Raw genomic sequence first — 22796 nt, forward strand, 5'->3', positions numbered from 1 at the left:
CGCACAGCGGGATCGGAAGCGCCCGGTCCGTGGTCATCTGCCCCTGGCGCGCAGGGTGGTGAACAGATACGCGCAGAGCAGCGCGGTGAGCGACAACGCCAGCGCCCCGCCCACGGGTTGGGCGAGCACCCGCACCGCTCCGACCAGATAGCGCTCTCCCCCGAAGGGCCATCGCAGCAGGAACATCTCCCGCATCCGCACCGGGAGTCCGGCGGTCATCCGTACACCTGGTCCCTGCAGTGCCTTGTGTACGACGGGTACCACGAGCACGGGTACGGCGAGCACCGCGGCGAGACCTGCCGTGGTGGAGCGGAAGACGCCCGCCGCCAGCACACCGGCCCAGGCGCAGCCGGCGACCAGTCCGACCCAGCCGGCGGTCAGTGAAAGCCAGTCGGCGGGAACCTGCGCGAACTCCCGGCCGTAGACGAGATAGAGCACTTCGGCGTCGCAGCCCATGGTGAGGAAAGAGAGCAGCACCGCGGTGGCTCCGGACACCAGGAGTTTCGCGGTGAGCAGCCCCAGCCGGCGGGGGACGGTACCGCGGTCCGCCGCCAGCGCGGGGTGGCGGAACTCGTCGCCGAAGGCCAGTGCCCCGAGCAATCCGGCGCCGAGCGCTGCGGGGGGCAGCGGCAGCTCTCGCGGCCACGCCGCGAACAACCGGGCCTGCGGGGTGTGTCCGAGCCGTGCGAGCAGAACGGCGGTGACGGCGGACACCAGCAGTACGACACCGCAGATGACGAAGCCGGCGCCGATCCCGGCGGCCCGACGGAGCTCGTACCGCAGGGGGCGGAGGGGGCTGGGGGCGGAGCGGACGGAGATGGGCGGCGGGAGGGAGGACCGGGCGTCGAGAGGGGCGTCTTCGGGGCGGCGGGCGTGACCGGCTCCGGAAGGAGCGGGGTCGTCGGGGGCTGCGGGGGGCTTGCGGGGCCGCGACGTCGGCTGCAGCTCCGACTGTTCGGCGGGGGGCTGAGCTGTGGGGGGCTGAGCTGTGGGGGATTCGGCTGGGGAGGTTTCGACGGGTACGGCGTGGGTCGGTGACTGGAGGGAGGCAGCCGGAGTGGCGAGGGCGTCGGATACGGGACGGCCCGGTACCGGCGGCTGGGCGGATGTGGCGAGGGCGGGCGGCTGGGCCGGCGCGGTGACCGTTTGCGGCCGGGTGGCACCCGCGACGGCCGCCGGCTGAGCGGATGCGGCGGTGGCTGCCCGCCGACCGGATGCGGCGGCGATCTGCGGCTGCGCGGATGCGGCAGCCGACGACTCACCGGATGCGGTGGGGGCCGGTGGCTGGAGCGATGCGGCTGCCGTCTGCGGCTGGGAGGAAACAGCATTGGCGGGCGACTGCGCGGACACCGTAGTGGCCGGTGGCTGGGCGGGGACGGTGACGGAGACCGGCTCCGTGGGTGCCATGCGGGCCGACGGTTCCGGGGATGCGGCCTGGGCCTGCCGCGGGGTGGATGCGGTGGGGGCCGTTGGCCGGGTACCGGCGAAGGCGGTCCTCGGCCGGGCCGAGAGCGCGACCGCCGGGGGTCCGGCCGGACAGACGTGGGTGGGAGGCTCCCCGTGCGATGACTCGGGCGTGGCCGTCCGCCCGTCGGCGAGCGCCCCGGCGGACGCGGGCGGCTGCGCTTCGGTCGTGACGGACGGCTCCGGGTCGGTCGACGAGCGCCCCGGTCCTGGCTCCCTTTCGGTGGTGACAAGTGACCGGCTCCCCGGCCGCGGGGTGACCGCCGCCCGCGGCTGCGGGGTGACCGGGGTACTGTCCGCGGGGTCCTGGCGTCGATCCGCACCGGGCGCGGCCCACCGGTCGGTGGCCGGCACGTCGTCAGGACCTCGCCGGTCGGACACCGTTCGGTTCCCGTCGGCCGCGATCGGCTCGTCCTCGCCCTCGCCCTCGCCCTCGATCCGCTGCCGCCGCACGGCCTCCGGCGGCTCGGCCGTCAGCTGCTCCGGGTCGGCTTTGGGCCCCATATCGCCGGTCTCGTCCGCGAGTTGGTGGACAAGGATGCCGTTGCGGAACGCGGACTCACCGACCTCGGCGGTCGTACTGCCGTACACCGAGAGACGGCTACCGCCTTCCTGCACGACTTCCACCGAGCGCTGACCGGCACGGGCCTCCTGGACGAGGAGGGCGGCGAGCCGTGCGGCGTGGGGGCTGCGGACGGCCACGCGGGGGCGCAGCCGGGTACGGGCGAACTCGGCGACCTCCTGGTCCGCGACGAGCCTGCCGCTCTCCAGGGTGACGACCCGGTCCGCGACGCGAGCGGCCTCCTTGGATTCGGCGGTGGTGAACAGCACCGTGCCGCCCTGAGCCGCGTGCGCCCGGAGCATGGCGTGCACCCACCGGGCTTCACGCGTGGAGAGACCGTCCGCGGGTTCGTCCAGGACGAGGGTGTGCGGGTCGGGAAGCAGCGCGCAGGCCAGGCCGAGCCGGCGGTCCATGCCGCGCGACAGCGTGCCCAGGCGCTCTTCACGCAGGCTGACGAGACCGACCGCTTCGAGCACCTCGTCGGCACGGCGGGCCGGGACTCCGGTCGCCGCGCACAGCATGCGCAGATGGCCGCGGACCGAGCGGGACGGGTGGCCGGGGACATCGCCGAGGACCACGCCGACCTCATGCGACGGGTGGGCGATGCGATGCAGGGGGAGGCCTCTGAAGTAGGTGAGTCCACGCCCCTGTTGGAGTTCGAGCATCAGTCTGAGCGCGGTGGTCTTGCCCGCGCCCGCTGGGCCGAGGAGTGCGGTGACGCGCCCCGCGCGCGCTTCGAAGGTCACGTCGTCGACGGCGGGCGGGTGCGCCTTGCGGGGGTTGCTGGTCAGTCCGAAGGCCTGGATCACCTTAGGGAAGATAGCGCGGAATGACCGTTTTTCCCCGTATAGAACACTTCGTGAATGTCAGGGTTCGCGCTGCCGGACGGTCACACCTCGGGCCGCAGCATCGGCGGGTTGAGCAGAGTGGCGCCGCCGGCGCGGAAGAGCTGGGCCGGGCGGCCACCCTGACGGGTGGTCGTGCCCCCGGTGGGAACGAGAAAGCCGGGAGTCCCGGTCACCTTGCGATGGAAGTTGCGCGGGTCGAGCGCCACACCCCACACCGCCTCGTAGACCCGGCGCAACTCGCCGACGGTGAACTCGGGCGTACAGAACGCGGTGGCCAGGGACGAGTACTCGATCTTGGAGCGGGCTCGTTCCACGCCGTCGGACAGAATCTGGGCGTGGTCGAAGGCGAGCGGCGCGACGGGCTCGCCGTCCCGGCCGTAGCCGCCCTGCGCGAGCAGTTCCTCGACCGGGGCCCAGCGCGCATTGCTGGCGTCGCCGCCGGCACGCGGTGCGGGAAGGTCGGGGGCGAGGGCGAGGTGGGCGACGCTGACGACACGCATCCGGGGGTCGCGCTTGGGGTCCCCGTAGGTCGCCAGCTGTTCCAGGTGGGCGCCGCCGTCCTGGGCGGGGGCGTCGGGGTCGTGGGCACGGAGCCCGGTCTCTTCCGCGAGCTCCCGCGCCGCGGCCTGGGAAAGGTCCTCGTCGGCCCGCACGAAGCCCCCCGGCAGCGCCCAGCGCCCCTGGAACGGCGGCTCGCCTCTGCGGACCGCCAGCGCGCACAGGGCATGGCGGCGCACGGTCAGCACGACCAGGTCCACGGTGACGGCGAAGGGCGGAAAGGCTGACGGGTCGTAGGGCATGCGGTGATCATAGTCGTCTGCCTGACGATAAACACTCCCTTCGTCGCTCGCTTACCCAGCTGATCCACTTCGCTCCGGTATGCACCCCACGGCTCACTCCGGCGGGCGCCGAACGGGCCGCCCGCCCTTGCGTCGCGGCCGTCACGTCGCGCCTCGGCCACGCTCTCGACGGCTGCGGGTCACACCCCCAACTGCAGGCCGTCCGCGGCCTCCTCGACCATGGCCAGGCCGAGCCGGCTCACCCGCACCGAGAAGGGCGCCCCGGCGACCCGCAGTCCGGTCAGGCCGAGTTCACCCAGGGGTGCGCTGTGGACGGGACGGAGGGTGACGGTCCCGGCCGGGGCATCGGGGCGGATGCCGACGAGCGCGGTGAGGAACAGCACCCCGGAGGCGGCCGCTGTGGCCGCCGGACGGCAGGCCGCGGGGTGCGGAAGGGGAGCGGTGCCGTCGGAGCGCTGCTCGCCGGCGAACATCTCGGGCATCCGGTGGTCGAAGTACTCGGCCGCCGCAAGCAGGCCGCGCAGCAACCCGCCCGCTTCCTTGTCATAGCCCGCCGCAGCCAGCCCGGCGATGGCGAGCGCCGTCTCCTGTACCCGGACGGCCCCGGCCCGGTGGCCGAACGGATTGTGTCCCGCCTCCTTCGCCCCGAGCCCGCGCAGCCCCCAGCCGGAGTCCATGGCGGGGCCGCCGAGCAGCCGGGCGAGTTGCTCGGTCTGCACTTTGTCGAGCAGACCGACGGCCAGTCGGCCCGCACCGAGCAGGCCGGTGTCGAGCAGGTGGACGGCGGTGGCGCCGAGGTGGGTCAAGGGGCGGCCGTCCGGGGTCAGCGCCGCCGCCGGACGCCCGCCGCCCGGGTCCTCGACCCAGAAGTCGGTCCGGAACGCCTTCCTCAATTCGGCTGCCCACTGCCGGAGCCCGGTGCCGCCGGGCCGGTCGTACGCGTCGAGGAGGTCGGCACCGAGCAGGGCCGCCCGATGGGCGTGGGCCTGGGTCTCGCTGCGCGCGGGCCCGCCGGGCTGCGGGTCGCAGAGGTAGGTGTGATCGTCCGCCGCGGCACGCAGCCAGGCCAGACAGCGCTCGGCGGCAGGCAGCAGTTCCCTTGTCTCGTGTTCCGGAAGCCCCCAGCGGCGGGCCTCGGCCAGCAGGGCGGGGAAGAGCAGGGTGGCCTCGGTACCCGTGCAGCCCGGTGGCAGGTGTGCTCCGGCGTCGCGGCGCGGGCCGGGGATCATGCCGCTCTGGGGTCCCGGGCCGCGGAGTTGGGTGCGGGCCAGGGTGCGCAGGGTGCCGGCGGCCAGGCGGGTGCCGAGGGACAGGGTCATCCGTGCGGCGGCGAGGGCATCGGCCGGGGCAGGCCCGCAGCGCCAGGGCGCCCCGGCCGCGAGGTAGGTGTCGGAGGGGTGCGCCGGGTCGCGGAGCAGCAGCGCCTGGAGGTCGTCGATGCTCGTCCTGAGCAGTGCCGGGACCCGCGGGTCGTCGCCTGCGGCCCTGGCCGGCGCCAGCGGGCTGGTGGCGGCGCGTCCCACGGCGCGCAGGGGGCCCGCGCCGTCCGGGCGCACCCGCAGTTCCACGCTCACCGTTCCGCCCGGTGGCAGTTCGAACTGCCAGCGCAGCAGTCCCGCGGAGGCCAGCGCGTCGGCGGGTGGCGGGTCCGCCGTGACCGACGCGTTGCCGGTCGGGGTGGCCCAGCGGAGGCCGGAGTCGTGGACGGTGGCCGGGAGTTCCGGGCCGGGGGTGCCGGAGGCGATGGCGCTCAGGTCCGCGAGGTCCGTACCGAGGGCCACCTCCAGCGGCAGACGCAGGGGGTGGAGTGCGAAGCTGCGGAGGGTGATGCGCTCGGTGCCGTCGGCGTGCCGGGTCCGCTCCACGACGACGTCGGGATCCGGGCCGGCCGCCGGGGAGGCCCGTAAGGTGCCCACGAAGCGAGCGGAGTCCGCCCCCGTCATCCGGGCCTGCACAGGAAGCGGTTCGCGTCCGGCGACACGGACCTGGCAGCGCGCGAGCACCCGCCGGCCCGCGCGGTAGAACCCCTCCAGCCCCTGCCCGGAGAGCTGGCCCTGCTCGGTGGAAATGGCGAGGCCGGGCAGTGCGACGCAGATCAGGGCGGTGTGCGTGGGCGGCAGCCCGTCGGCGCGCCGTGCGCCGGGAGCCGGGCGGGAGGGTGTGGGCCGGGGTGCGCGGTCGGGTGGCTGTCCCGGGGCGCCTTCCGCCGCCGGGAGCCGGCGTGGGCCGTCCCGGCGTCGGTGGTTGTCGTCGGCGGTGGCAGGCAAATTCGGCTGATGCATGGGGAGGCTTCTTCTGCGCTCGGTGCGCCTGGGATGTGCCGGGCGCCGGACGGAGGTCTCCGGAGGGACAGGGGACGGGCGGCGGTACGGCCCGTCCAGGCGTTCCGCCACTCAGGTGAACGGAGGAGGGCTCCTCCTGGTCACGCCCCGACCAGGCGAACCCGACCGGACGGCGATCCGGAGAGGCGTCGTTCAAGCCCGTCTCCCCGCGCCTGCGGACTCCGATGGCCGCCAGGCCGATCCGACGCCGGCCGGAGGGCGGTAGGTCACGGTTGCTCTCCCGCCGCCCGATGAGGCTCCGCGCCCAACGGCGCACTACACCGGCCGACGCCCGTCCGTGTGCCGACCACGGCCGCCCCTCGTTCATTCATCCCCCTCGCCACGACCGTCCCCGGTACGCGTGCCCTCCTGTGCGGCTCGGCCGCCCCGGAGGTCGCTCTTCTCCGCCGTACGCGTGCGCGCGCCGCCGGGCCTGGGTGAACCGGGTCGGGTGTGACCGGTCGTCGTCCGTCGCGGGCGGCTGCGCTCCGGCCTGTGCCGCCGCTTGTCGGCGCTGTCCGCGGTGCGCGGGCGGCGTCGACCGCTGGTCCCGGACGCGGCGGCCGGCGCGCGATCCGCATCCGGATCGACGGAACCGGTGTCATCGGCTGCCGCCGTGCTGTCCACCGCGACGCCGACCGCGCGTTCCGTACGCAGGCAGCGGCGGATCGACTCCGGGTCCAGTCCCTCGTTGCAGGCCTGGTGCAACAGGCGGGCGAAGAGGTATTCGGAGTCAGCGCCCAGGGCCATCGCCAAGGCCTCGCGTGCCTCCAGGTCGTCACCGGTCGACCAGGCGACCCAGCCGGCCAGCGTCAAGGGAGCAGCGGCATGTTCGCCGTACGGGCCGACGCAACGACGGGCGAGGGCCCGCCACAGGCGCAGGGCCGGTCCGGCCTCGTCGCCCTCCATCCAGGCGGCCGCGCGGTCGCGGGTCGTACGGTCCTGCAGGCCGAGGATCAGCGCCGCGGCCTCGTCATGGGTGAGCAGGTCGTCGTCGCGGAGGTCCGCCCGGTGGGTGCCGGGCACCGGGGTGGCGGAGGTGTACCGGCTCATGATCAGCTCGGCGAGGGCGAGGGTCTCCTCCGCCACGTCCGCCCGGGAGGCGTCGTCGAGGATGCGGGGCACCAGTGCCATTCCGGCGCTGTCCAGCGCGACCTCCTGTTCCAGCGCTGCGCCGGTCTCCCAGGGCAGCAGCCTGACCCGCAGTTCGCGCAGGGTGCCGCGCACCTGGATGCCGGCGTAGGTGGCGGCGGCCGCGAGCACGGAGGTGCCGGGCAGGCCCATGGGGGCGCCGCCGGGAGGACAGCATTCTTCTGTCGGGCAGCAGTACGACCAGTAGCGGCCGTCCGAGATGCACAGCGCCTCGATCACGGGCACGTCGAGGCGGCCGCACTCGGTGCGCAGCAGTTGGGCCAGCGGTGCGAGCCGGTGCATGACGTCCCGGCCCGATTCGCCGGGCGCCGGTTCCTGGCAGACGTAGGCGACCATCTGCTCGGGCCGGGTTCCCCGGCGCTCGCTCCCGGCCATCAGGCCCTGGGCCAGCTGGCGTGCGGCCGACTCCCAGTCGTCCTTGTTCGCGGGGATGCCGAGCCGGGCCCGTCCGCCGAAGCGGCCGCGGCCGCCCCGGTCGTGCAGGGCCACGAGCACGATGCTGTCCTCGGGGCGGTATCCGAGCAGATAGGGCAGCGCGTCGGCCAGTTCCGCCGGGGTGCGCAGGGTGATCTGGGTGTCGTGGGCGGACCGCCCGAGCGAGGCCGCATCGCCCGTGAGGTCGCCGTTTTCGGAGGGTCCGGTGGTTTCGCTGTGATTCGTCATGCGCCGACAATCTCGCGGATCCCGCCGTTCCGCTTGCGCCTGTGGATAAACCTCCTGCGGACAAGCCGCCTGTGGATAAGTCGAATCAGGGACACGCCAAAGCCGTCCGCCTCGTCCACAGCTCGCCCGGCTGTCGGTCCCGTCCTGTTGTATGGGACGCATGGAGCACACGAGCAACGCGGATCTGCGGGCGCGGGCGGACGCCGTCCTCGCCCGTCTCGTCGGGGACGACACGGGAGCGGCCCGGCTGCGCGAGGACCAGTGGCGGGCGATCGAGGCGCTGGTCGCCGACCGGCGCCGGGCACTGGTCGTCCAGCGGACGGGCTGGGGCAAGTCCGCGGTGTACTTCGTGGCGACCTCGCTGCTGCGCGCCGCGGGCAGCGGCCCGACGGTCATCGTCTCCCCGCTGCTCGCGCTCATGCGGAACCAGGTGGAGGCCGCCGCCCGGGCCGGTATCCGCGCCCGCACCATCAACTCCTCCAACACCGAGGAGTGGGACGGGATCCAGGCGGAGATCGCGGCCGGCGAGGTGGACGTCCTCCTCGTGTCGCCGGAGCGCCTCAACAACCCCGACTTCCGCGACCAGGTCCTGCCCAAGCTCGCGGCGGCGACGGGACTGCTGGTCGTGGACGAGGCCCACTGCATCTCCGACTGGGGCCACGACTTCCGGCCGGACTACCGGCGGCTGCGCACCATGCTCGCCGACCTGCCGCCGGGCGTGCCGGTGCTGGCGACGACCGCCACGGCCAACGCGCGGGTGACCGCCGACGTGGCCGAGCAGCTCGGCACCGGCGGCTCGTCGGACGCCCTGGTACTGCGCGGGCCGCTGGACCGGGAGAGCCTCAGCCTGAGTGTGCTGCGACTGCCGGACGCCGCGCACCGGATGGCCTGGCTCGCCGATCACCTGGACGAACTGCCGGGGTCCGGCATCGTCTACACATTGACCGTGGCCGCCGCCGAGGAGGTCACCGCCTTCCTGCGGCAGCGCGGGCACACCGTGGTGTCGTACACGGGGAAGACGGAGAACGCCGACCGGCAGCAGGCCGAGGACGACCTGCTCGGCAACCGGGTCAAGGCGCTGATCGCCACCTCGGCCCTCGGTATGGGCTTCGACAAGCCCGACCTCGGATTCGTGGTGCATCTGGGCTCGCCCTCCTCCCCCATCGCCTACTACCAGCAGGTGGGCCGCGCGGGACGCGGTGTCGAGCACGCCGAGGTGCTGCTGCTGCCGGGCCGGGAGGACGAAGCGATCTGGAACTACTTCGCCTCGCTCGCCTTCCCGTCGGAGGATCTGGTGCGCAGGACTCTGGACGTCCTCTCCCGGGCCGACGGTCCCGTGTCGCTGCCCGCGCTGGAGCCGCTGGTGGAGCTGCGTCGCTCGCGGCTGGAGACCATGCTGAAGGTCCTCGACGTGGACGGCGCGGTGAAGCGGGTCAAGGGCGGCTGGATCGCGACCGGGCAGCCGTGGACGTACGACGCGGAGCGGTACGCCTGGGTGGCGCGGCAGCGTGAGGCCGAGCAGCAGGCGATGCGTGAGTACGCGGCCACGGCCGACTGCAGGATGGAGTTCCTGCAGCGTCAGCTGGACGACGAGGGCGCGAAGCCCTGTGGCCGCTGCGACAACTGTGCGCGGCCGCGCTTCACGGCGGACACCTCGACGGCCGCGGTGGACGCCGCGCGGGTCGACCTGGGGCGCGCGGGCGTCGAGGTGGAGCCGCGCCGGATGTGGCCGACCGGCCTGCCGGCGATCGGTATCGATCTCAAGGGCCGCATTCCGGCCGCGGAACAGGCGTCGGCGGGGCGGGCCTTGGGGCGGTTGTCGGACATCGGCTGGGGCAATCGGCTGCGGCCGCTGCTCGCGCCGCAGACCCCGGACTCGCCCGTGCCGGACGATGTGGCGCGTGCCGTGGTGGAGATGCTGGCCGACTGGGCGAAGGGCCCCGGCGGCTGGGCACCGGGCGCCGCCGGAGCGCAGCCGCGCCCGGTGGGTGTCATCACGGTCGCCTCGCGCTCCAGGCCCCGGCTGGTCCATTCCCTGGGCGCGCGCATCGCGGAGATCGGCAGGCTGCCCCTGCTGGGCTCCGTCGAGTACGCGGGCGACGCGCCGCGGGTGTCGCGCAGCAACAGTGCCCAGCGTCTCAAGGCCCTCGACGGCGCGTTGACCGTGCCGCCCGCTCTCGCCGCCGCCCTCGCCGAGGCTCAGGGGCCGGTGCTGCTGGTGGACGACTTCACCGAGACCGGCTGGACCCTGGCGGTCGCGGCGCGCATGCTCCGCAGGTCCGGGGCGCGCGGGGTGTTGCCGCTGGTCCTGGCAGTTCAGGGCTGACCGGCCGGCGCTGTTCGAATACGGGGCCGGGTGCGGCGCACGCGCGTGCCGTACTCGAACGTCCCGGGGGCCGCCGGGTGCCTCACTAGGTGGGGATATAAGCCACGCACCACCAGATAACAGTCGGTGGCCCCATTTGCTCGTTGCCGCATTCAAGTTCGACAGGAAGAATTGAGGTCCGCTCCCCGCACGGTTCGTCCGTGATCCGGTAGGGCCTTACTGCGGTGCGCGCCCCCCTAATCCGATCTCGCCCGCAGTGTGGGCGCGTAGCCGAAGGGAGGAACGTGACCTTCGGATTCGCTCCGTCCTCGGCGGCATCGTTGTCGACGTCCGCGTCCGCCGCTTCCGCCAGCCGTCTGCTCGAACCCGCGGAGTGGGCCGCGGCCGGAATACCGCTGCTGCGCAACCCCCGAGAGGTCGTCAGCGGGCTGCACGCCAGGCACCGGCCCAGGCCTGCCACGGCGATCGTGGCCGTCCTCGACCCGGAGGAACGGCTGTGCGCCAGCGCCTCGTTCACCCGGCGCTCGGCCCCGGCCGACGGATGGATGTTCCGCAACGCGCTGCTGGCACAGCTGCGCCGGGTCATCCCGCACGACCTGCGCCGCCGTACCCCGGTGCGGACCGCCGTACTGCTCTACTGCCGCGAGGGGGACGGGCGTTGGACGGAGGAGGACGGTGCCTGGATGTGGGGACTGCGGGACGCCTGCACCCTGCACGGGCTGCGTTGCGGGGCGTACATCACGTTGACGCACGACGGCTGGCAGGTGCTCGGCGAGGGCCGCGGCGGACGGCGCCCGAGCGCCGACTCGCCTCCCGAACCCTTCGCTCTGTCGGAGGCCCCGCCGCTGTCACCTCGTACCGGAGGCGCCGTCTCCGAGGTACTGCGCCGCGCGGCCGCCCGTTGAACCCCGGTCCCCGCAAGGGGGCATCGGTCGAGCAGGCGCCGCCGGGCATGGCCCGCTGAACATGCCGTACGGCGTGTTCAGCGGGGTCGTTCACCGCGCTCCGCGGACAACACGGCGTCCGTTCGCTCGGCGGATCCGGACCGGTGCCCGTGTTCCGGATCCTCCGTCTGCCGAACGGCCGCTCCGTGACGGGCGGCGGCCACCGCCGGGCGTCCGGGCATGCCGAAGGCAGCGCCGTGCAAGTCCGCCGCTGCGGCCCCTTCGGTACCTCCGGAGTCCCAGAGGCGCCGGAGGTGACTCAGACGCCTGCGCCCAGAACCGAGTTGATCCGCTGCGGGTCGCCGCAGACGATCAGCAGGGCGCCGGCCCGGGAGAGGGCCAGCGGCAGGACGGTGGCGGCGGCGGTGTCGGGCCCGCCGTTGACGGCGAGGACCACTACGGGGCGGGTCGCGGCGCGGGAAGCGACGGCGGCGTCCGTGTAGAAGACGTCGTCGCCCGCGTCGTGCTGCGCCCAGTAGGCCGCCTCGCCGAAGGACAGCTCGTGGTCGGCCCACGGGTGCTGCGCGCCGGTGGTGATCACCAGCACGTCGCCGGGGGCACGGCCGGATTCGAGGAGCAGGTCCACCGTCTCCTCGGCCGCGTCGAGAGCGCTCTCGAGCGTGGCCGGGATCAGCTGGATCTGCGGGGCCGCCGCTGCCGCGGCGGACACGGCCGGGCCGGAGGGGCCTGGCTTGGCCGCGTCACGCGGCGTGCGCTGTACCGGCGGCGCGGGCCGCACAGGGCCGGGACGACCGGGACGCGACGGAGCCGCGGGGCGGGGGCCGGGTACGGGACGAGGGGTCGGCGCGGTACGGCCACTGGCCGGAGTGGCGCGGGGACCCTGGGCACTCTCGTGAATCTGAGGCTCCTCGGGAATGAGAGGCATGAGCTGATATCTATCAAACGTTGGTGCAGGTGAAGTGAACCGGGTGGCACAACAGTGCGACCGGAAGGTCAGAAATCGAAGCCGAGCTGACCCTCGATCTCCGGAACGCTTCCCTCCGCCCAGCTGCGGGCCTTCTTGAGATGCCGCCACTGGGGCAGCGCATCAAGATACGCCCACGACAACCGGTGGTACGGGGTGGGTCCCCGCTCCTCCAGTGCGGCCTTGTGCACGGGCGACGGATACCCGGCGTTGTCCGCAAATCCGAAGTCTGCATGGTCGATACCCAGTTCGGCCATCATTTTGTCGCGCTGAACTTTGGCGATCACCGAGGCCGCCGCGACGGCCACACACGATCGGTCACCCTTGATGACCGTGCGCACCTGCCACGGAGCCCCGAGGTAGTCGTGCTTCCCGTCGAGAATGACCGCGTCGGGACGGACCGGCAGGGCCTCCAGGGCGCGCACCGCCGCGAGCCGCAGTGCGGCCGTCATCCCGAGGTCGTCGATCTCCTCCGGTGAGGCATGGCCCAGTGCGTAGGCCGTGACCCACGCCCGAAGCACCCCGGCAAGTTCCGTACGCCGCCGGACGGTCAGCAGCTTGGAGTCGGTGAGTCCCTCGGGCGGTCGGCGAAGACCGGTGACCGCGGCGCAGACGGTGACGGGACCGGCCCAGGCGCCGCGCCCCACCTCGTCGACACCGGCGATGACCTTCGCTCCGGTCGTGGCGCGAAGGGAGCGCTCGACGGTGTGAGTAGGTGGTTCGTACGGCATGGCGCCCTTAGCGTACGCCGCACTGATCCCCGAGCGACACCCCGGCCTCCCCGGCGGCGTCCGGGGCCGCCGAGGCGGCGGATCAGACTCCCCGCGACAGCAGCAGCGGAAGCATGAACTGGTCGATCATCTCCTCGATCTCCCGGTCGTTCCATTCGCTTCCAGAAATCTTGTTGCGGTACATCATCATCGCCGGGATGGCGTCGAGCACATAGCCGTTGGCCGCGTCGGAGCGCACCTCTCCTCGCTCAATACCGCGGGCGATGATGTCACCGATCAGCTTGGTGGTCGGCCCCACCACCCCGTCGAAGATCACGCCATGGAACCGCTCGACTTCCGCCGGATCGCATTCGTGAATAACCGATCGCAGCGCGAAGCCGGGGCGCGAGAACATGGCGTCCCGGGCCCGCCGGCACAGAGCCAGCAGATCCTCGCGCACACTTCCGAGGTCGGGAGCCTCCTCCAAACGTGGCAGACCGGCCTGCAGCGCGTCGGCGACCAGGTCCTCCTTGGAGGGCCAGCGGCGGTAGACCGCGGCCTTCCCGGTCTGGGCGCCGGCGGCGACACCCTCCATGGTGAGGCCGTTCCAGCCCACGGTGCTGAGCTGCTCCAAGGCGGCGTCCAGGATCGCGCGTTCGAGCACCGCACCACGCCGACGAGGGGAGGCCGCCTGAGCGGGGGCGGCTGTCCAGCGCGAGGTAACCATCTGAGTTTCTCCAGCGAGCAGGGGGAAGCGGGGATTCCGGGACATGGACTGCGGCGCACGACAGCGAAGGGGGACGGGGTGCGCGACACACAGCCAAGTGAACGCGATCGTTCACTAACACCTTCGCGGGGGATCCACAGTCACAACCTCTCAGCTGATACGGGACCAGAAACGGGGTGCGGCCCGCAGGGAGGGGCACCCCGGCATCGCGCTCACCGTCCTCATCATCGCCATCGTCCGCAGGGAACAAACGGGGGTCGACCACACCTTCGACCAGCATCTCAGGCAACGACGCCTCTTTCGATGGCTCGGGCACCGGAACCGTCCGAATCCCCTGCCTCTCTGTGCGCATGCCAACCCCACGACACTGTGGAGAACGGGTTACATGGGAAGTAAGGCAGTCGCCAAGCGGGAGTGAAGATCGCCACCCTTGAAGCGGAGTCGCACCAGGAGTGGGCACATGCGGCACCGGCCGGCGGCAACCCACCGGCGACGCCTGCACTGAGCGCGTCTTCGTACAACCCGGCGCTCCAGGCCCGCCGGGCGGCCGACCCGGCTGCCCACGACCACAATCAGGCCGCCGCCCCGCATGAACCCTGCGCGCCGCATCCGCACTGCGGCGGAAGCCGCAAGGGAGGGGCCGCCGTTCGCGCAGGTAACTCTCACCCGCCCAAGCTCCATGCACCACTGGATGCAGCGGGCGACGAAGTTGGCGAGGTGGAGTGGCAGGGGGAGGCGGATGAGGACGTCGGCGCGGAGGTGGGCGGTGCGCAGGGCCTGGATGTACATGGCCCACTCGGCCGGGGCATGAACTGGGTTGATCCTGCCGTTCTCCGCGAAGCCCGCGCGCTGCCGTTCAGCACCTCGGATCGCACCCGCGCTCCCGGCGTCACGCTCCCCACCGCCTCACCACGCAGCACCGCCGTCACAACCCACCACCCCCCTCAACCCACAACCACCCTCCAGGAACAACCCCGTTAGAGAACGCTTGTGTTCACAAGGGCCGACTCGCTATCGTCCCATTTAGTGAACGCAGACGTTCACTACCTCGTCTCTGGGGGACCTCCTGTGACGCACGATCAGCTACAGACGCAGTCACCCGCGCCTGCCCCGCAAGGTCCGGCCTCACGCTCGTCGCACCCGGGCATCGCGCTCACGGTCATCGCCGCGTGCCAGCTGATGGTGGTGCTTGATGCCACCATCGTCAACATCGCCCTGCCGCACATCCAGACCGCCCTGAACTTCTCCACCACCAACCTGACCTGGGTGGTCAGCGCCTACACCCTCACCTTCGGCGGCCTTCTCCTGCTCGGCGGCCGCGCCGGTGACATCCTCGGCCGCCGCCGGGCCTTCATCGCCGGCATCCTGCTCTTCACCTTCGCCTCGCTCCTCGGCGGACTCGCCCAGGAACCCTGGCAACTGCTGGCCGCGCGTGTCCTGCAGGGCATGGGCGGCGCGATCGCATCGCCCACCTCGCTCGCGCTCATCACCACGACGTTCCCCGAAGGTCCGGAACGCAACAGGGCGTTCGGCATCTTCGCGGCCGTCTCCGCGGGTGGCGGTGCCCTCGGCCTCCTGGCCGGCGGACTCCTCACCGAGTGGCTCAACTGGCGATGGGTGCTCTTCGTCAACGTTCCCATCGGCATCCTCATCGCGGCGCTCGCGCCCCGCTACATCAACGAGTCCGAGCGACACCCCGGGCGCTTCGACCTCACCGGGGCGGCCACCTCGACACTCGGCATGGTCGCCCTGGTCTACGGGTTCATCAGGGCCGCATCCGACGGCTGGCGGGATTCGCTCACCCTCGGTGCCTTCGGCGCGGCCGTGGTGCTCCTCGCCGGCTTCATGCTCGTAGAGAGCCGTGCCAAGGAACCGATCACCCCGCTGCGGATGTTCGCCAACCGCAACCGCTCCGGCACCTACGTGATCATGATCAGCCTCGCCGCGGCGATGTTCGGCATGTTCTTCTACATCGTGCTGTTCGTGCAGAACGTGCTGGACTACTCCCCCATCCGTGCCGGCCTGGCCTTCCTGCCCGTCACCGTCGTCATCGCGTTGGGCGCGGGGATATCACAGCGGCTGCTGCCGAGGTTCGGCCCCAAGCCGTTCCTGATCACGGGCGCCACTCTCGTCGCCATCGGCCTGGCCTGGCAGTCGCTGATCGACTCAGGCAGCTCGTACGTCGGCGGAGTGCTCGGCCCGATGCTGATCTTCGGCTTCGGTATGGGGCTCAACTTCGTCACCGTCACCGTGACCGCCGTCTCCGGCGTCGCCCCGCACGAGGCGGGCGCGGCCTCCGCCCTGCTCAATGCGACCCAGCAGGTGGGCGGTTCGCTCGGTCTGTCCATCCTGACCACCGTCTTCGGCTCGGCCAGCCGCGACGAGGCGACCAAGCAGGTCGCGTCGTTCATGACCCAGGCCTCACCCGAGCAGAAGGCCGCGTTCGCCAAGACCCACCAGTTGCCGGCCCCGTGGAGCCACGAAGTCCTCGCTCACGGCATCTCCACGGCCTTCATCCCCGCCGCCGCCATGGCGGTCCTCGCGCTCGCCGTCGCCGCCGTCGTCATACGCGTCCGCAAGAGCGACCTGGAGGCCCTGAGCGGGGCGGGTGGCGCCCCGGCCGTGTGAGCCCCGCGGTCCCCCGATCACGGCGCCCGTGACCGAACACCCCGTCCACCACGGGTTCGTCGGCCTACGGGCGTCGTGTGGCGCGCTGAGCCATGGGCCGGGTGAACATCGCGCTCCCGCACATCCAAGACGCCTTCGAGTTCAGCACCACGGACCTCAACATGGGCGGTCAGCGCGTGCACGCTCGCCTTCGCCGGCCTGCTGCTCCTCGGCGCACGGGCGGATGACATCCTCGGCCACCGCCGGGTGCTCATGACCGGCATCCTGCTGTTCACCCTCTCCGCGGACGGCGGCGCCATCGGTCTGCCGGCCGACGGCATGCTCACCGACCGGCTCGACTGGCGCTGGGTGTTCTCCGTCGACGTGCCGATCGGACCGCCGGTCGTCGCCCTCACCCCGCATTGCGTCAACCGGCCAAGAGCCCGAGCAGCCAGAGGAGCCCGTCCGAACCGCACCATCGCCACCTCCCCCAGCGACTCCGCTTCCCGCACCGCCGTCCGCACTCGGACGGAGTGCGGAGCGGATGCCGGGAAAACGCCTCGCGGTCACACAGAGTTCCCATCGGGCACGGAGAGTTTCGAAAGTGCTCGGGGGTGCTGCACCACCAGGACGGGACGGACCGCGAAAGCCGCGACTCGGGCGGTCCCGCGCCGGCAGTCACCCGCCGACAGCGGTCCCCGTCCCCGTCGGTACCCATTCCGGCAGCGCTTCCGTCCGCTCCGCCCATGCGGCCGGTGGCCGTCCCGCCTTGCCGCCCGCGAGTACACCGCCCACGATGGCGCAGGTGGTGTCCACGTCGCCGCCCACCTGTGCGGTCGCCCAGAACGCCGTCTCGTAGTCACCGAGGGCGCGTGCCGCCGACCACAGGGCGAAGGGGACGGTGTCATGGGCGGTCGTACGCCGTCCGCAGCCCAGTACGGCCGCGACGGTGCCGGCGTCGGCGTAGTCGAGCATGTCGCGGGCGCGCCGCAGGCCCTGGCCGACAGCACTCTTGGGGACCAGGGAGACGACACCGTCGAGGAGCGCCGCCGGGCTCGGCGGGCCGGCGGGCGCGGCCGCCAGCGCCGCTGCCGCGGCGACGGCCATGGCGCCGACCACCGCCTCACGGTGCTGGTGCGTGGGGTAGGCCGAGATCTCGGCCTGATGGGTGGCCTGCTCCGGATCGTCCGCGTACCAGGCGCCGAGGGGCGCGATCCGCATCGCCGCGCCGTTGCCCCACGACCCCTGCCCGTTGAAGAGCCCGGCGGCCAGCTCACGCCAGTCGCCACCCTCCCGGACGAGGCGGAGCAGGCGGTTGACGGCGGGGCCGTACCCCCGGTCGAAGTCGTGGTGCGCCGCGAACGAGTGGGCCAGCGCGTCCTGGTCGATGCGGTGGTGGGCAGCCAGGACGGCGACGACGGAGCAGGCCATCTCCGTGTCGTCGGTCCACTGCCAGACGGCCGGTGGAAGCTCGCGCCGCTTCAGCAGCGGATAGTTCACCGGGACGAAGAACTGCGAGCCCAGCGCGTCGCCGAGGGCGAGTCCGCGCAGGCTGGACAGGGCGCGCTCCAGGCGCCCGGGGATCGAGGAGTCGGTAGCGGTCATCGCGGCCAGCCTAGCCGCTCATCCAGTGCGGCTCCGGGTCCCGCCAGCGGTCGAAGGGCCGGTCGAGCGTGTACTTGCCGTCGTCTCCGAGGACGAGCATCCGCATCTCGGCGTTCCCGGGGTTGGAGAGCGACTCGAAGTCCGCGACCGTCCAGTGGAACCAGCGCATGCAGAACAGCCGCATCGCCAGTCCATGGGTCACCAGGAGCACGTTGGTCGGATGGTCCGGCGCCTCGAAGCTGCGGTACAGGCTCTCCAGGAAGCCGCCGACCCGGTCGTACACGTCGGCCCCGGACTCGCCCTGCGGGAAGCGGAAGAAGAAGTGCCCGTAGGCGTCCCGGTACGTCTTCTGCAGTCGTACGTCGTCGCGGTCCTGCCAGTTTCCCCAGTCCTGCTCGCGCAGCCGGGGCTCCTCACGTACCCGTATGAGATCCGGGTCGAGGTGGAAGGCGCGGAGTGTCTCGTGCGTCCGGCGGTACGGGGAGACATACACGCTGACGCGCTCCTGGCCGAAGATCTGCCGAATGCGCTTTCCGGTCTCCTCCGCCTGCCGTCGGCCCCGGTCGGTCAGGGCCAGTGCGTGGTCGGGTTCCCGCTCGTACACGGAGTCGTCGACATTGCCGGTTGACTCGCCGTGCCGGACAAGGACGATGCGCCGTGGTCGTGCCATGCCAAAACCCTAGATCGAATGACGAAAAATCGAGCACTCGGATGGCCCTCATACAGCGCAGGTCACATAAATTGAGGGTTGGATATTCAAACGATCCAGCTCGGTTCGAGCTCCACGATGTCGCCCGTGAGGGCCGCGATGTCGGCCTCCGTCTGGGCACGCAACGCCAGCCGCTCGATCCGTTCGGTCCGGTACTTGCCGTGCTCGGCGGCCGACCGCCACATCGACAGGATCATGAACTCGTTCGCCGGGGCCTCGGCGAACATGCCGCGGATCATGCCGGGCGAGCCGGCCATCGCCGGGTTCCAGACCTTCTCCTGCATCAGGGTGAAGTGCTCGACGCGCTCCTCGTGCACGCGGCAGTGGGCCACCCTGACCAGGTCGCTGTCCGTGAACCGCGGTTCGAAGCCGGTCTTCACGTCGAACCGGTACTCGAACAGCTTGACCTGCTGGTCCTTGTACGTGCCCGACTGGGACGCGGCCAGACGGTCGTGCGAACGCGCCATGAAGGAGTCGTAGAAGGCACGGCTCTCCCAGAAGGCGAAGATGTGCGCCACTCCGGGGCGCTGCCGACTCCAGCCCCCGCCCTGTCCCCGAAATCCCGGCTCCCCCAGAAGCCCCGCCCATTTTCGCTGTCCCCGCTCGAAGCCCCGGCGGTCCACCACGGTGCAGCGAATCCACTTGACCAGCACCGCGCCATCGTAAGGCCATAGGGCGTGGCGTCGGTCACGCTCCGGCTGAGATCACCCGCGCATGCGCCCCCGCGCGCGTGGCACGATGGACAAAGAGCCTTGGCAGCCCATCAGTTGGGGCAGTGGACCTCTAGGGGGAAGGGGACGCGTGGTGAGCGGTTTCAGCAAGGCGATCAGCAAGGTCGAGGTCGGGGTGAAGTGGGATCCCAGCCCGGCGGGGCAGCCACCCACCGATCTCGACGTCATCGCCGGGACGTTCACAGCGGCCGACCCGTACGGAACTCCGGCCTATCTGGTGCACTTCGACAGCCGTTCGCCCGACGGCACGATCTTCCTCAACCGGGACAGCCAGGACGGCAAGGGCTTCGGCTGGGACGAGGTCATGACGCTCGAACTCGACCGGCTCGACGCCCGGTACACGCGCGTGGTCGTCGGAGTCGTCATCCAGCAGCGCGCCGCGCACCGGACGTTCGTGAACGTCCTGAACCCAGCGGTGCGTGTCCGGGAGGGCTACAACGTGCTCGCCCAGGACGACTTCGGCTCGGTCCTCGGGGCGACGGCGGCCGCCGTCGCGGAGTTCGTGCGCGACGGATCCGGCGACTGGAGCTTCCGGCCCGGCCTGCACGGCTTCGAGGACGACCCCGTGGTCTTCACCCGGGCGATGGGCGGACTCGGCCGGCCCTGACGCCAGACGGCCGGGAGCAAACGGTAAGGGGCGTCGGCCGTGGCCGACGCCCCTTACTTCACTTCACCGCTTCACTGCGCTGACGCGTCAGCTGCAGCCGCTGGTCGAGCCGCAGCCCTCGCAGATGTAGCAGGAACCGGCCCGCTGCATCTTCGTCCCGCAGGAGAAGCAGAGCGGGGCGTCGGCCTGGATGCCCAGCTGCATCTCCACCAGCTCGGCGCTGGTGTGCGCCTGCCTCGGGGCGGGCTTGGCCACCTCGGCCTTCGGGGTGGCGACGGCCTTCAGCTCCTGGGCGCGCGGCGCCGACTGGGCCAGGCCCTCGACATCGACCTCGTCGTCGAGGGACGGCTCGTACGAACCGGTCTCCAGGTGACGCTGGCGCTCCTCGGCGGAGTGGATGCCGAGCGCGGAACGGGTCTCGAAGGGCAGGAAGTCCAGCGCCAGGCGACGGAAGATGTAGTCGACGATCGACTGCGCCATCCGCACATCCGGGTCGTCCGTCATACCGGCCGGCTCGAAGCGCATGTTGGTGAACTTCGAGACGTACGTCTCCAGCGGCACGCCGTACTGGAGACCCACGGAGACCGCGATGGAGAAGGCGTCCATCATGCCCGCGAGGGTCGAGCCCTGCTTGGACATCTTCAGGAAGACCTCGCCCAGGCCGTCGTCCGGGTAGGAGTTGGCCGTCATGTAACCCTCGGCGCCGCCGACGGTGAAGGACGTGGTGATGCCGGGACGACCCTTCGGGAGGCGCTTGCGGACCGGGCGGTACTCGATGACCTTCTCGACCGTCTCGCGGATGGTCGCCTCGGCCTTCTCGGCGACCTCCTCCTTCTCCTTCTCCTTCTCCTTGGTCTTGGCGGAGAGCGGCTGGCCGACCTTGCAGTTGTCGCGGTAGATCGCGAGCGCCTTGACGCCCAGCTTCCAGGCCTCGAAGTAGATCTCCTCGACCTCCTCGACGGTCGCCGACTCCGGCATGTTGACCGTCTTGGAGATGGCGCCGGAGATCCACGGCTGGATGGCGGCCATCATGCGGACGTGGCCCATCGGGGAGATGGCACGCTCGCCCATGGCGCAGTCGAAGACCTCGTAGTGCTCCTGCTTGAGGCCGGGGGCGTCGATCACATTGCCGTTCTCGCCGATGTGGGCGACGATCGCCTCGATCTGCTCCTCCTGGTAGCCCAGGCGGCGCAGGGCCTGCGGGACCGTGCCGTTGACGATCTGCATCGAGCCGCCGCCGACCAGCTTCTTGAACTTGACCAGGGCGAGGTCGGGCTCCACACCGGTGGTGTCGCAGGACATCGCGAGACCGATCGTGCCGGTCGGGGCGAGGACCGATGCCTGGGAGTTACGGAAACCGTTCTTCTCACCGAGGCGGATCACGTCCTGCCAGGCCTCCGTGGCGGCGGCCCAGACCGGGGTGTCCAGGTCGTCCATACGGACGGCCACGGTGTTGGCGTCGGCGTGCTGCTTCATGACGCGGTTGTGGGCGTCCGCGTTGCGGGCGTAGCCGTCGTACGGGCCGACGACCGCGGCGAGCTCGGACGAGCGCTTGTACGCCGTGCCGGTCATCAGGGAGGTGATGGCACCGGCCAGCGCGCGGCCGCCCTCGGAGTCGTAGGCGTGGCCGGTCGCCATCAGCAGGGCGCCGAGGTTGGCGTAGCCGATGCCGAGCTGGCGGAAGGCGCGGGTGTTCTCGCCGATCTTCTGGGTCGGGAAGTCCGCGAAGCAGATGGAGATGTCCATCGCCGTGATGACGAGCTCGACGACCTGGGCGAAGCGTTCGACGTCGAAGGACTGGCTGCCCTTGCCGTCGTCCTTCAGGAACTTCATCAGGTTCAGCGAGGCGAGGTTGCAGGACGTGTTGTCCAGGTGCATGTACTCGCTGCAGGGGTTCGAGCCGTTGATCCGGCCGGACTCCGGGCAGGTGTGCCAGTGGTTGATCGTGTCGTCGTACTGGATGCCCGGGTCGGCGCAGGCCCACGCGGCCTCGGCCATCTTGCGGAACAGGCTCTTGGCCTGGACCTCCTCGATGACCTCGCCGGTCATCCGGCCGCGCAGACCGAACTGCCCGCCCTGCTCGACCGCCTTCATGAACTCGTCGTTCACGCGGACCGAGTTGTTGGCGTTCTGGTACTGGACGGAGGTGATGTCGTCGCCGCCCAGGTCCATGTCGAAGCCCGCGTCACGGAGGGCGCGGATCTTCTCCTCCTCCTTGACCTTGGTCTCGATGAAGTCCTCGATGTCGGGGTGGTCGACGTCCAGGATGACCATCTTGGCGGCACGGCGGGTGGCGCCGCCCGACTTGATGGTGCCGGCCGAGGCGTCGGCGCCGCGCATGAAGGAGACCGGGCCGGAGGCGTTGCCGCCGGAGGAGAGCAGTTCCTTGGAGGAGCGGATCCGGGAGAGGTTCAGGCCGGCGCCGGAGCCGCCCTTGAAGATCATGCCCTCTTCCTTGTACCAGTCGAGGATCGACTCCATGGAGTCGTCGACGGACAGGATGAAGCAGGCCGAGACCTGCTGGGGCTGCGGGGTGCCCACGTTGAACCACACGGGGCTGTTGAAGCTGAAGATCTGGTGCAGGAGGGCGTACGCCAGCTCGTGCTCGAAGATCTCGGCGTCGGCGGGCGACGCGAAGTACTTGTAGTCCTCGCCGGCCTTCCGGTACGTCTTCACGATGCGGTCGATCAGCTGCTTGAGGCCGGTCTCGCGCTGCGGGGTGCCGACGGCACCGCGGAAGTACTTGCTGGTGACGATGTTGACCGCGTTCACCGACCAGAAGTCGGGGAACTCGACGCCACGCTGCTCGAAATTGACCGAGCCGTCGCGCCAGTTGGTCATGACGACGTCACGGCGCTCCCAGCTCACCTCGTCGTACGGGTGTACGCCGGGGGTGGTGTGGATGCGCTCGATACGCAGCCCCTTGGTGGCCTTCGTTCCCTTCGCGCGGGAACTCCGTGCCGGACCGCTCGCCGTCTCTGTCATGCCGCCTCCCTCTACGGGCAAAAACGCCCTGAAATGCCACGATGTTCCCGTGACACGCTGTTCTGTTTCGCGTTGCGGGCACGATGAGCCGCCCCCGCAACAAGTCCTGG

At 71.4% G+C, this 22796-nt stretch carries 15 protein-coding genes; 4 read left to right on the forward strand and 11 right to left on the reverse strand.

Annotated elements, in window-relative coordinates; all coding sequences use genetic code 11:
• Nucleotides 1-33: 33 nt before the first annotated feature.
• From ACIRR9_RS34480 to ACIRR9_RS34495, 4 genes are all read right to left on the reverse strand, one after another.
• Nucleotides 34-2835, reverse strand: a complete 2802-nt coding sequence (locus ACIRR9_RS34480) for an ATP-binding cassette domain-containing protein (protein WP_403760060.1) — start codon at nucleotides 2833-2835, stop codon at nucleotides 34-36.
• Between the two features lie 80 nt (nucleotides 2836-2915).
• On the reverse strand, nucleotides 2916-3674 hold the full coding sequence (locus tag ACIRR9_RS34485) for an NUDIX hydrolase (protein WP_365348203.1): 759 nt from the start codon (nucleotides 3672-3674) through the stop codon (nucleotides 2916-2918).
• A 179-nt stretch (nucleotides 3675-3853) separates the two neighbouring features.
• A complete protein-coding gene (locus ACIRR9_RS34490) occupies nucleotides 3854-5956 on the reverse strand; it encodes a glycogen debranching N-terminal domain-containing protein (protein ID WP_403760063.1) in 2103 nt (700 codons plus the stop codon).
• 363 nt (nucleotides 5957-6319) lie between these two features.
• Nucleotides 6320-7810 (reverse strand): DUF4192 domain-containing protein, encoded by a 1491-nt coding sequence (locus ACIRR9_RS34495; protein WP_403760066.1) that lies wholly within the window; start codon nucleotides 7808-7810, stop codon nucleotides 6320-6322.
• Nucleotides 7811-7970: 160 nt separating this feature from the next.
• Here ACIRR9_RS34495 and ACIRR9_RS34500 point away from each other — a divergent pair, with 160 nt between their 5' ends.
• Together ACIRR9_RS34500 and ACIRR9_RS34505 are read left to right on the forward strand one after the other, a co-directional pair.
• A complete protein-coding gene (locus ACIRR9_RS34500; RefSeq protein WP_385687227.1) occupies nucleotides 7971-10136 on the forward strand; it encodes a RecQ family ATP-dependent DNA helicase in 2166 nt (721 codons plus the stop codon).
• Nucleotides 10137-10420: 284 nt separating this feature from the next.
• Nucleotides 10421-11041: a hypothetical protein gene (locus tag ACIRR9_RS34505; RefSeq protein WP_384565792.1), complete on the forward strand. Its 621-nt coding sequence runs from the start codon at nucleotides 10421-10423 to the stop codon at nucleotides 11039-11041.
• Nucleotides 11042-11339: 298 nt separating this feature from the next.
• Here ACIRR9_RS34505 and ACIRR9_RS34510 read toward each other — a convergent pair whose 3' ends face one another.
• The 3 genes from ACIRR9_RS34510 to ACIRR9_RS34520 all read right to left on the reverse strand — a co-directional run bounded on the left by ACIRR9_RS34510 (nucleotide 11340) and on the right by ACIRR9_RS34520 (nucleotide 13442).
• On the reverse strand, nucleotides 11340-11966 hold the full coding sequence (locus tag ACIRR9_RS34510) for a hypothetical protein (protein ID WP_403760069.1): 627 nt from the start codon (nucleotides 11964-11966) through the stop codon (nucleotides 11340-11342).
• A 68-nt stretch (nucleotides 11967-12034) separates the two neighbouring features.
• A complete protein-coding gene (locus ACIRR9_RS34515) occupies nucleotides 12035-12736 on the reverse strand; it encodes a ribonuclease HII (protein ID WP_365348193.1) in 702 nt (233 codons plus the stop codon).
• A gap of 82 nt (nucleotides 12737-12818) precedes the next feature.
• Nucleotides 12819-13442 carry a TetR/AcrR family transcriptional regulator gene (locus ACIRR9_RS34520; RefSeq protein WP_403760072.1) on the reverse strand — a complete coding sequence of 208 codons (624 nt, stop codon included), beginning with the start codon at nucleotides 13440-13442 and terminating at the stop codon, nucleotides 12819-12821.
• Between the two features lie 1068 nt (nucleotides 13443-14510).
• Between ACIRR9_RS34520 and ACIRR9_RS34525 the strand changes: the two genes are divergently transcribed.
• Nucleotides 14511-16070: an MFS transporter gene (locus tag ACIRR9_RS34525; RefSeq protein WP_403760075.1), complete on the forward strand. Its 1560-nt coding sequence runs from the start codon at nucleotides 14511-14513 to the stop codon at nucleotides 16068-16070.
• A 657-nt stretch (nucleotides 16071-16727) separates the two neighbouring features.
• Here ACIRR9_RS34525 and ACIRR9_RS34530 read toward each other — a convergent pair.
• The 3 genes from ACIRR9_RS34530 to ACIRR9_RS34540 all read right to left on the reverse strand — a co-directional run bounded on the left by ACIRR9_RS34530 (nucleotide 16728) and on the right by ACIRR9_RS34540 (nucleotide 19016).
• Nucleotides 16728-17654, reverse strand: coding sequence for an ADP-ribosylglycohydrolase family protein (locus tag ACIRR9_RS34530; RefSeq protein WP_403760078.1), 927 nt, complete (start codon nucleotides 17652-17654; stop codon nucleotides 16728-16730).
• 10 nt (nucleotides 17655-17664) lie between these two features.
• The gene (locus ACIRR9_RS34535) at nucleotides 17665-18324 is read right to left on the reverse strand and encodes a histidine phosphatase family protein (protein WP_365348187.1); all 660 of its coding nucleotides are present in this window, start codon (nucleotides 18322-18324) and stop codon (nucleotides 17665-17667) included.
• A gap of 86 nt (nucleotides 18325-18410) precedes the next feature.
• Nucleotides 18411-19016 (reverse strand): YdbC family protein, encoded by a 606-nt coding sequence (locus ACIRR9_RS34540; RefSeq protein WP_365348185.1) that lies wholly within the window; start codon nucleotides 19014-19016, stop codon nucleotides 18411-18413.
• Between the two features lie 151 nt (nucleotides 19017-19167).
• Here ACIRR9_RS34540 and ACIRR9_RS34545 point away from each other — a divergent pair, with 151 nt between their 5' ends.
• Nucleotides 19168-19701: a TerD family protein gene (locus ACIRR9_RS34545; protein WP_123973578.1), complete on the forward strand. Its 534-nt coding sequence runs from the start codon at nucleotides 19168-19170 to the stop codon at nucleotides 19699-19701.
• A gap of 87 nt (nucleotides 19702-19788) precedes the next feature.
• Here the strand turns inward: ACIRR9_RS34545 and ACIRR9_RS34550 are convergent, their stop codons facing one another.
• Entirely contained in the window at nucleotides 19789-22686 is a 2898-nt protein-coding gene (locus ACIRR9_RS34550; protein WP_403760081.1) for a vitamin B12-dependent ribonucleotide reductase, read from the reverse strand.
• Nucleotides 22687-22796: the final 110 nt, after the last annotated feature.

It is taken from the genome of Streptomyces sp. NPDC101234, from assembly GCF_044767525.1.
Lineage (GTDB): Bacteria > Actinomycetota > Actinomycetes > Streptomycetales > Streptomycetaceae > Streptomyces > Streptomyces sasae.

What these genes read in the sequence shown, in the direction of transcription:
- ACIRR9_RS34550 (WP_403760081.1), bottom strand. Translation starts at nt 22,686, where the DNA reads ATGACAGAGACGGCGAGCGGTCCGGCACGGAGTTCCCGCGCGAAGGGA.
- ACIRR9_RS34535 (WP_365348187.1), bottom strand. Translation starts at nt 18,324, where the DNA reads ATGGCACGACCACGGCGCATCGTCCTTGTCCGGCACGGCGAGTCAACC.
- ACIRR9_RS34500 (WP_385687227.1), top strand. Translation starts at nt 7,971, where the DNA reads ATGGAGCACACGAGCAACGCGGATCTGCGGGCGCGGGCGGACGCCGTC.
- ACIRR9_RS34490 (WP_403760063.1), bottom strand. Translation starts at nt 5,956, where the DNA reads ATGCATCAGCCGAATTTGCCTGCCACCGCCGACGACAACCACCGACGC.
- ACIRR9_RS34530 (WP_403760078.1), bottom strand. Translation starts at nt 17,654, where the DNA reads ATGACCGCTACCGACTCCTCGATCCCCGGGCGCCTGGAGCGCGCCCTG.
- ACIRR9_RS34520 (WP_403760072.1), bottom strand. Translation starts at nt 13,442, where the DNA reads ATGGTTACCTCGCGCTGGACAGCCGCCCCCGCTCAGGCGGCCTCCCCT.
- ACIRR9_RS34510 (WP_403760069.1), bottom strand. Translation starts at nt 11,966, where the DNA reads ATGCCTCTCATTCCCGAGGAGCCTCAGATTCACGAGAGTGCCCAGGGT.
- ACIRR9_RS34495 (WP_403760066.1), bottom strand. Translation starts at nt 7,810, where the DNA reads ATGACGAATCACAGCGAAACCACCGGACCCTCCGAAAACGGCGACCTC.
- ACIRR9_RS34485 (WP_365348203.1), bottom strand. Translation starts at nt 3,674, where the DNA reads ATGCCCTACGACCCGTCAGCCTTTCCGCCCTTCGCCGTCACCGTGGAC.
- ACIRR9_RS34515 (WP_365348193.1), bottom strand. Translation starts at nt 12,736, where the DNA reads ATGCCGTACGAACCACCTACTCACACCGTCGAGCGCTCCCTTCGCGCC.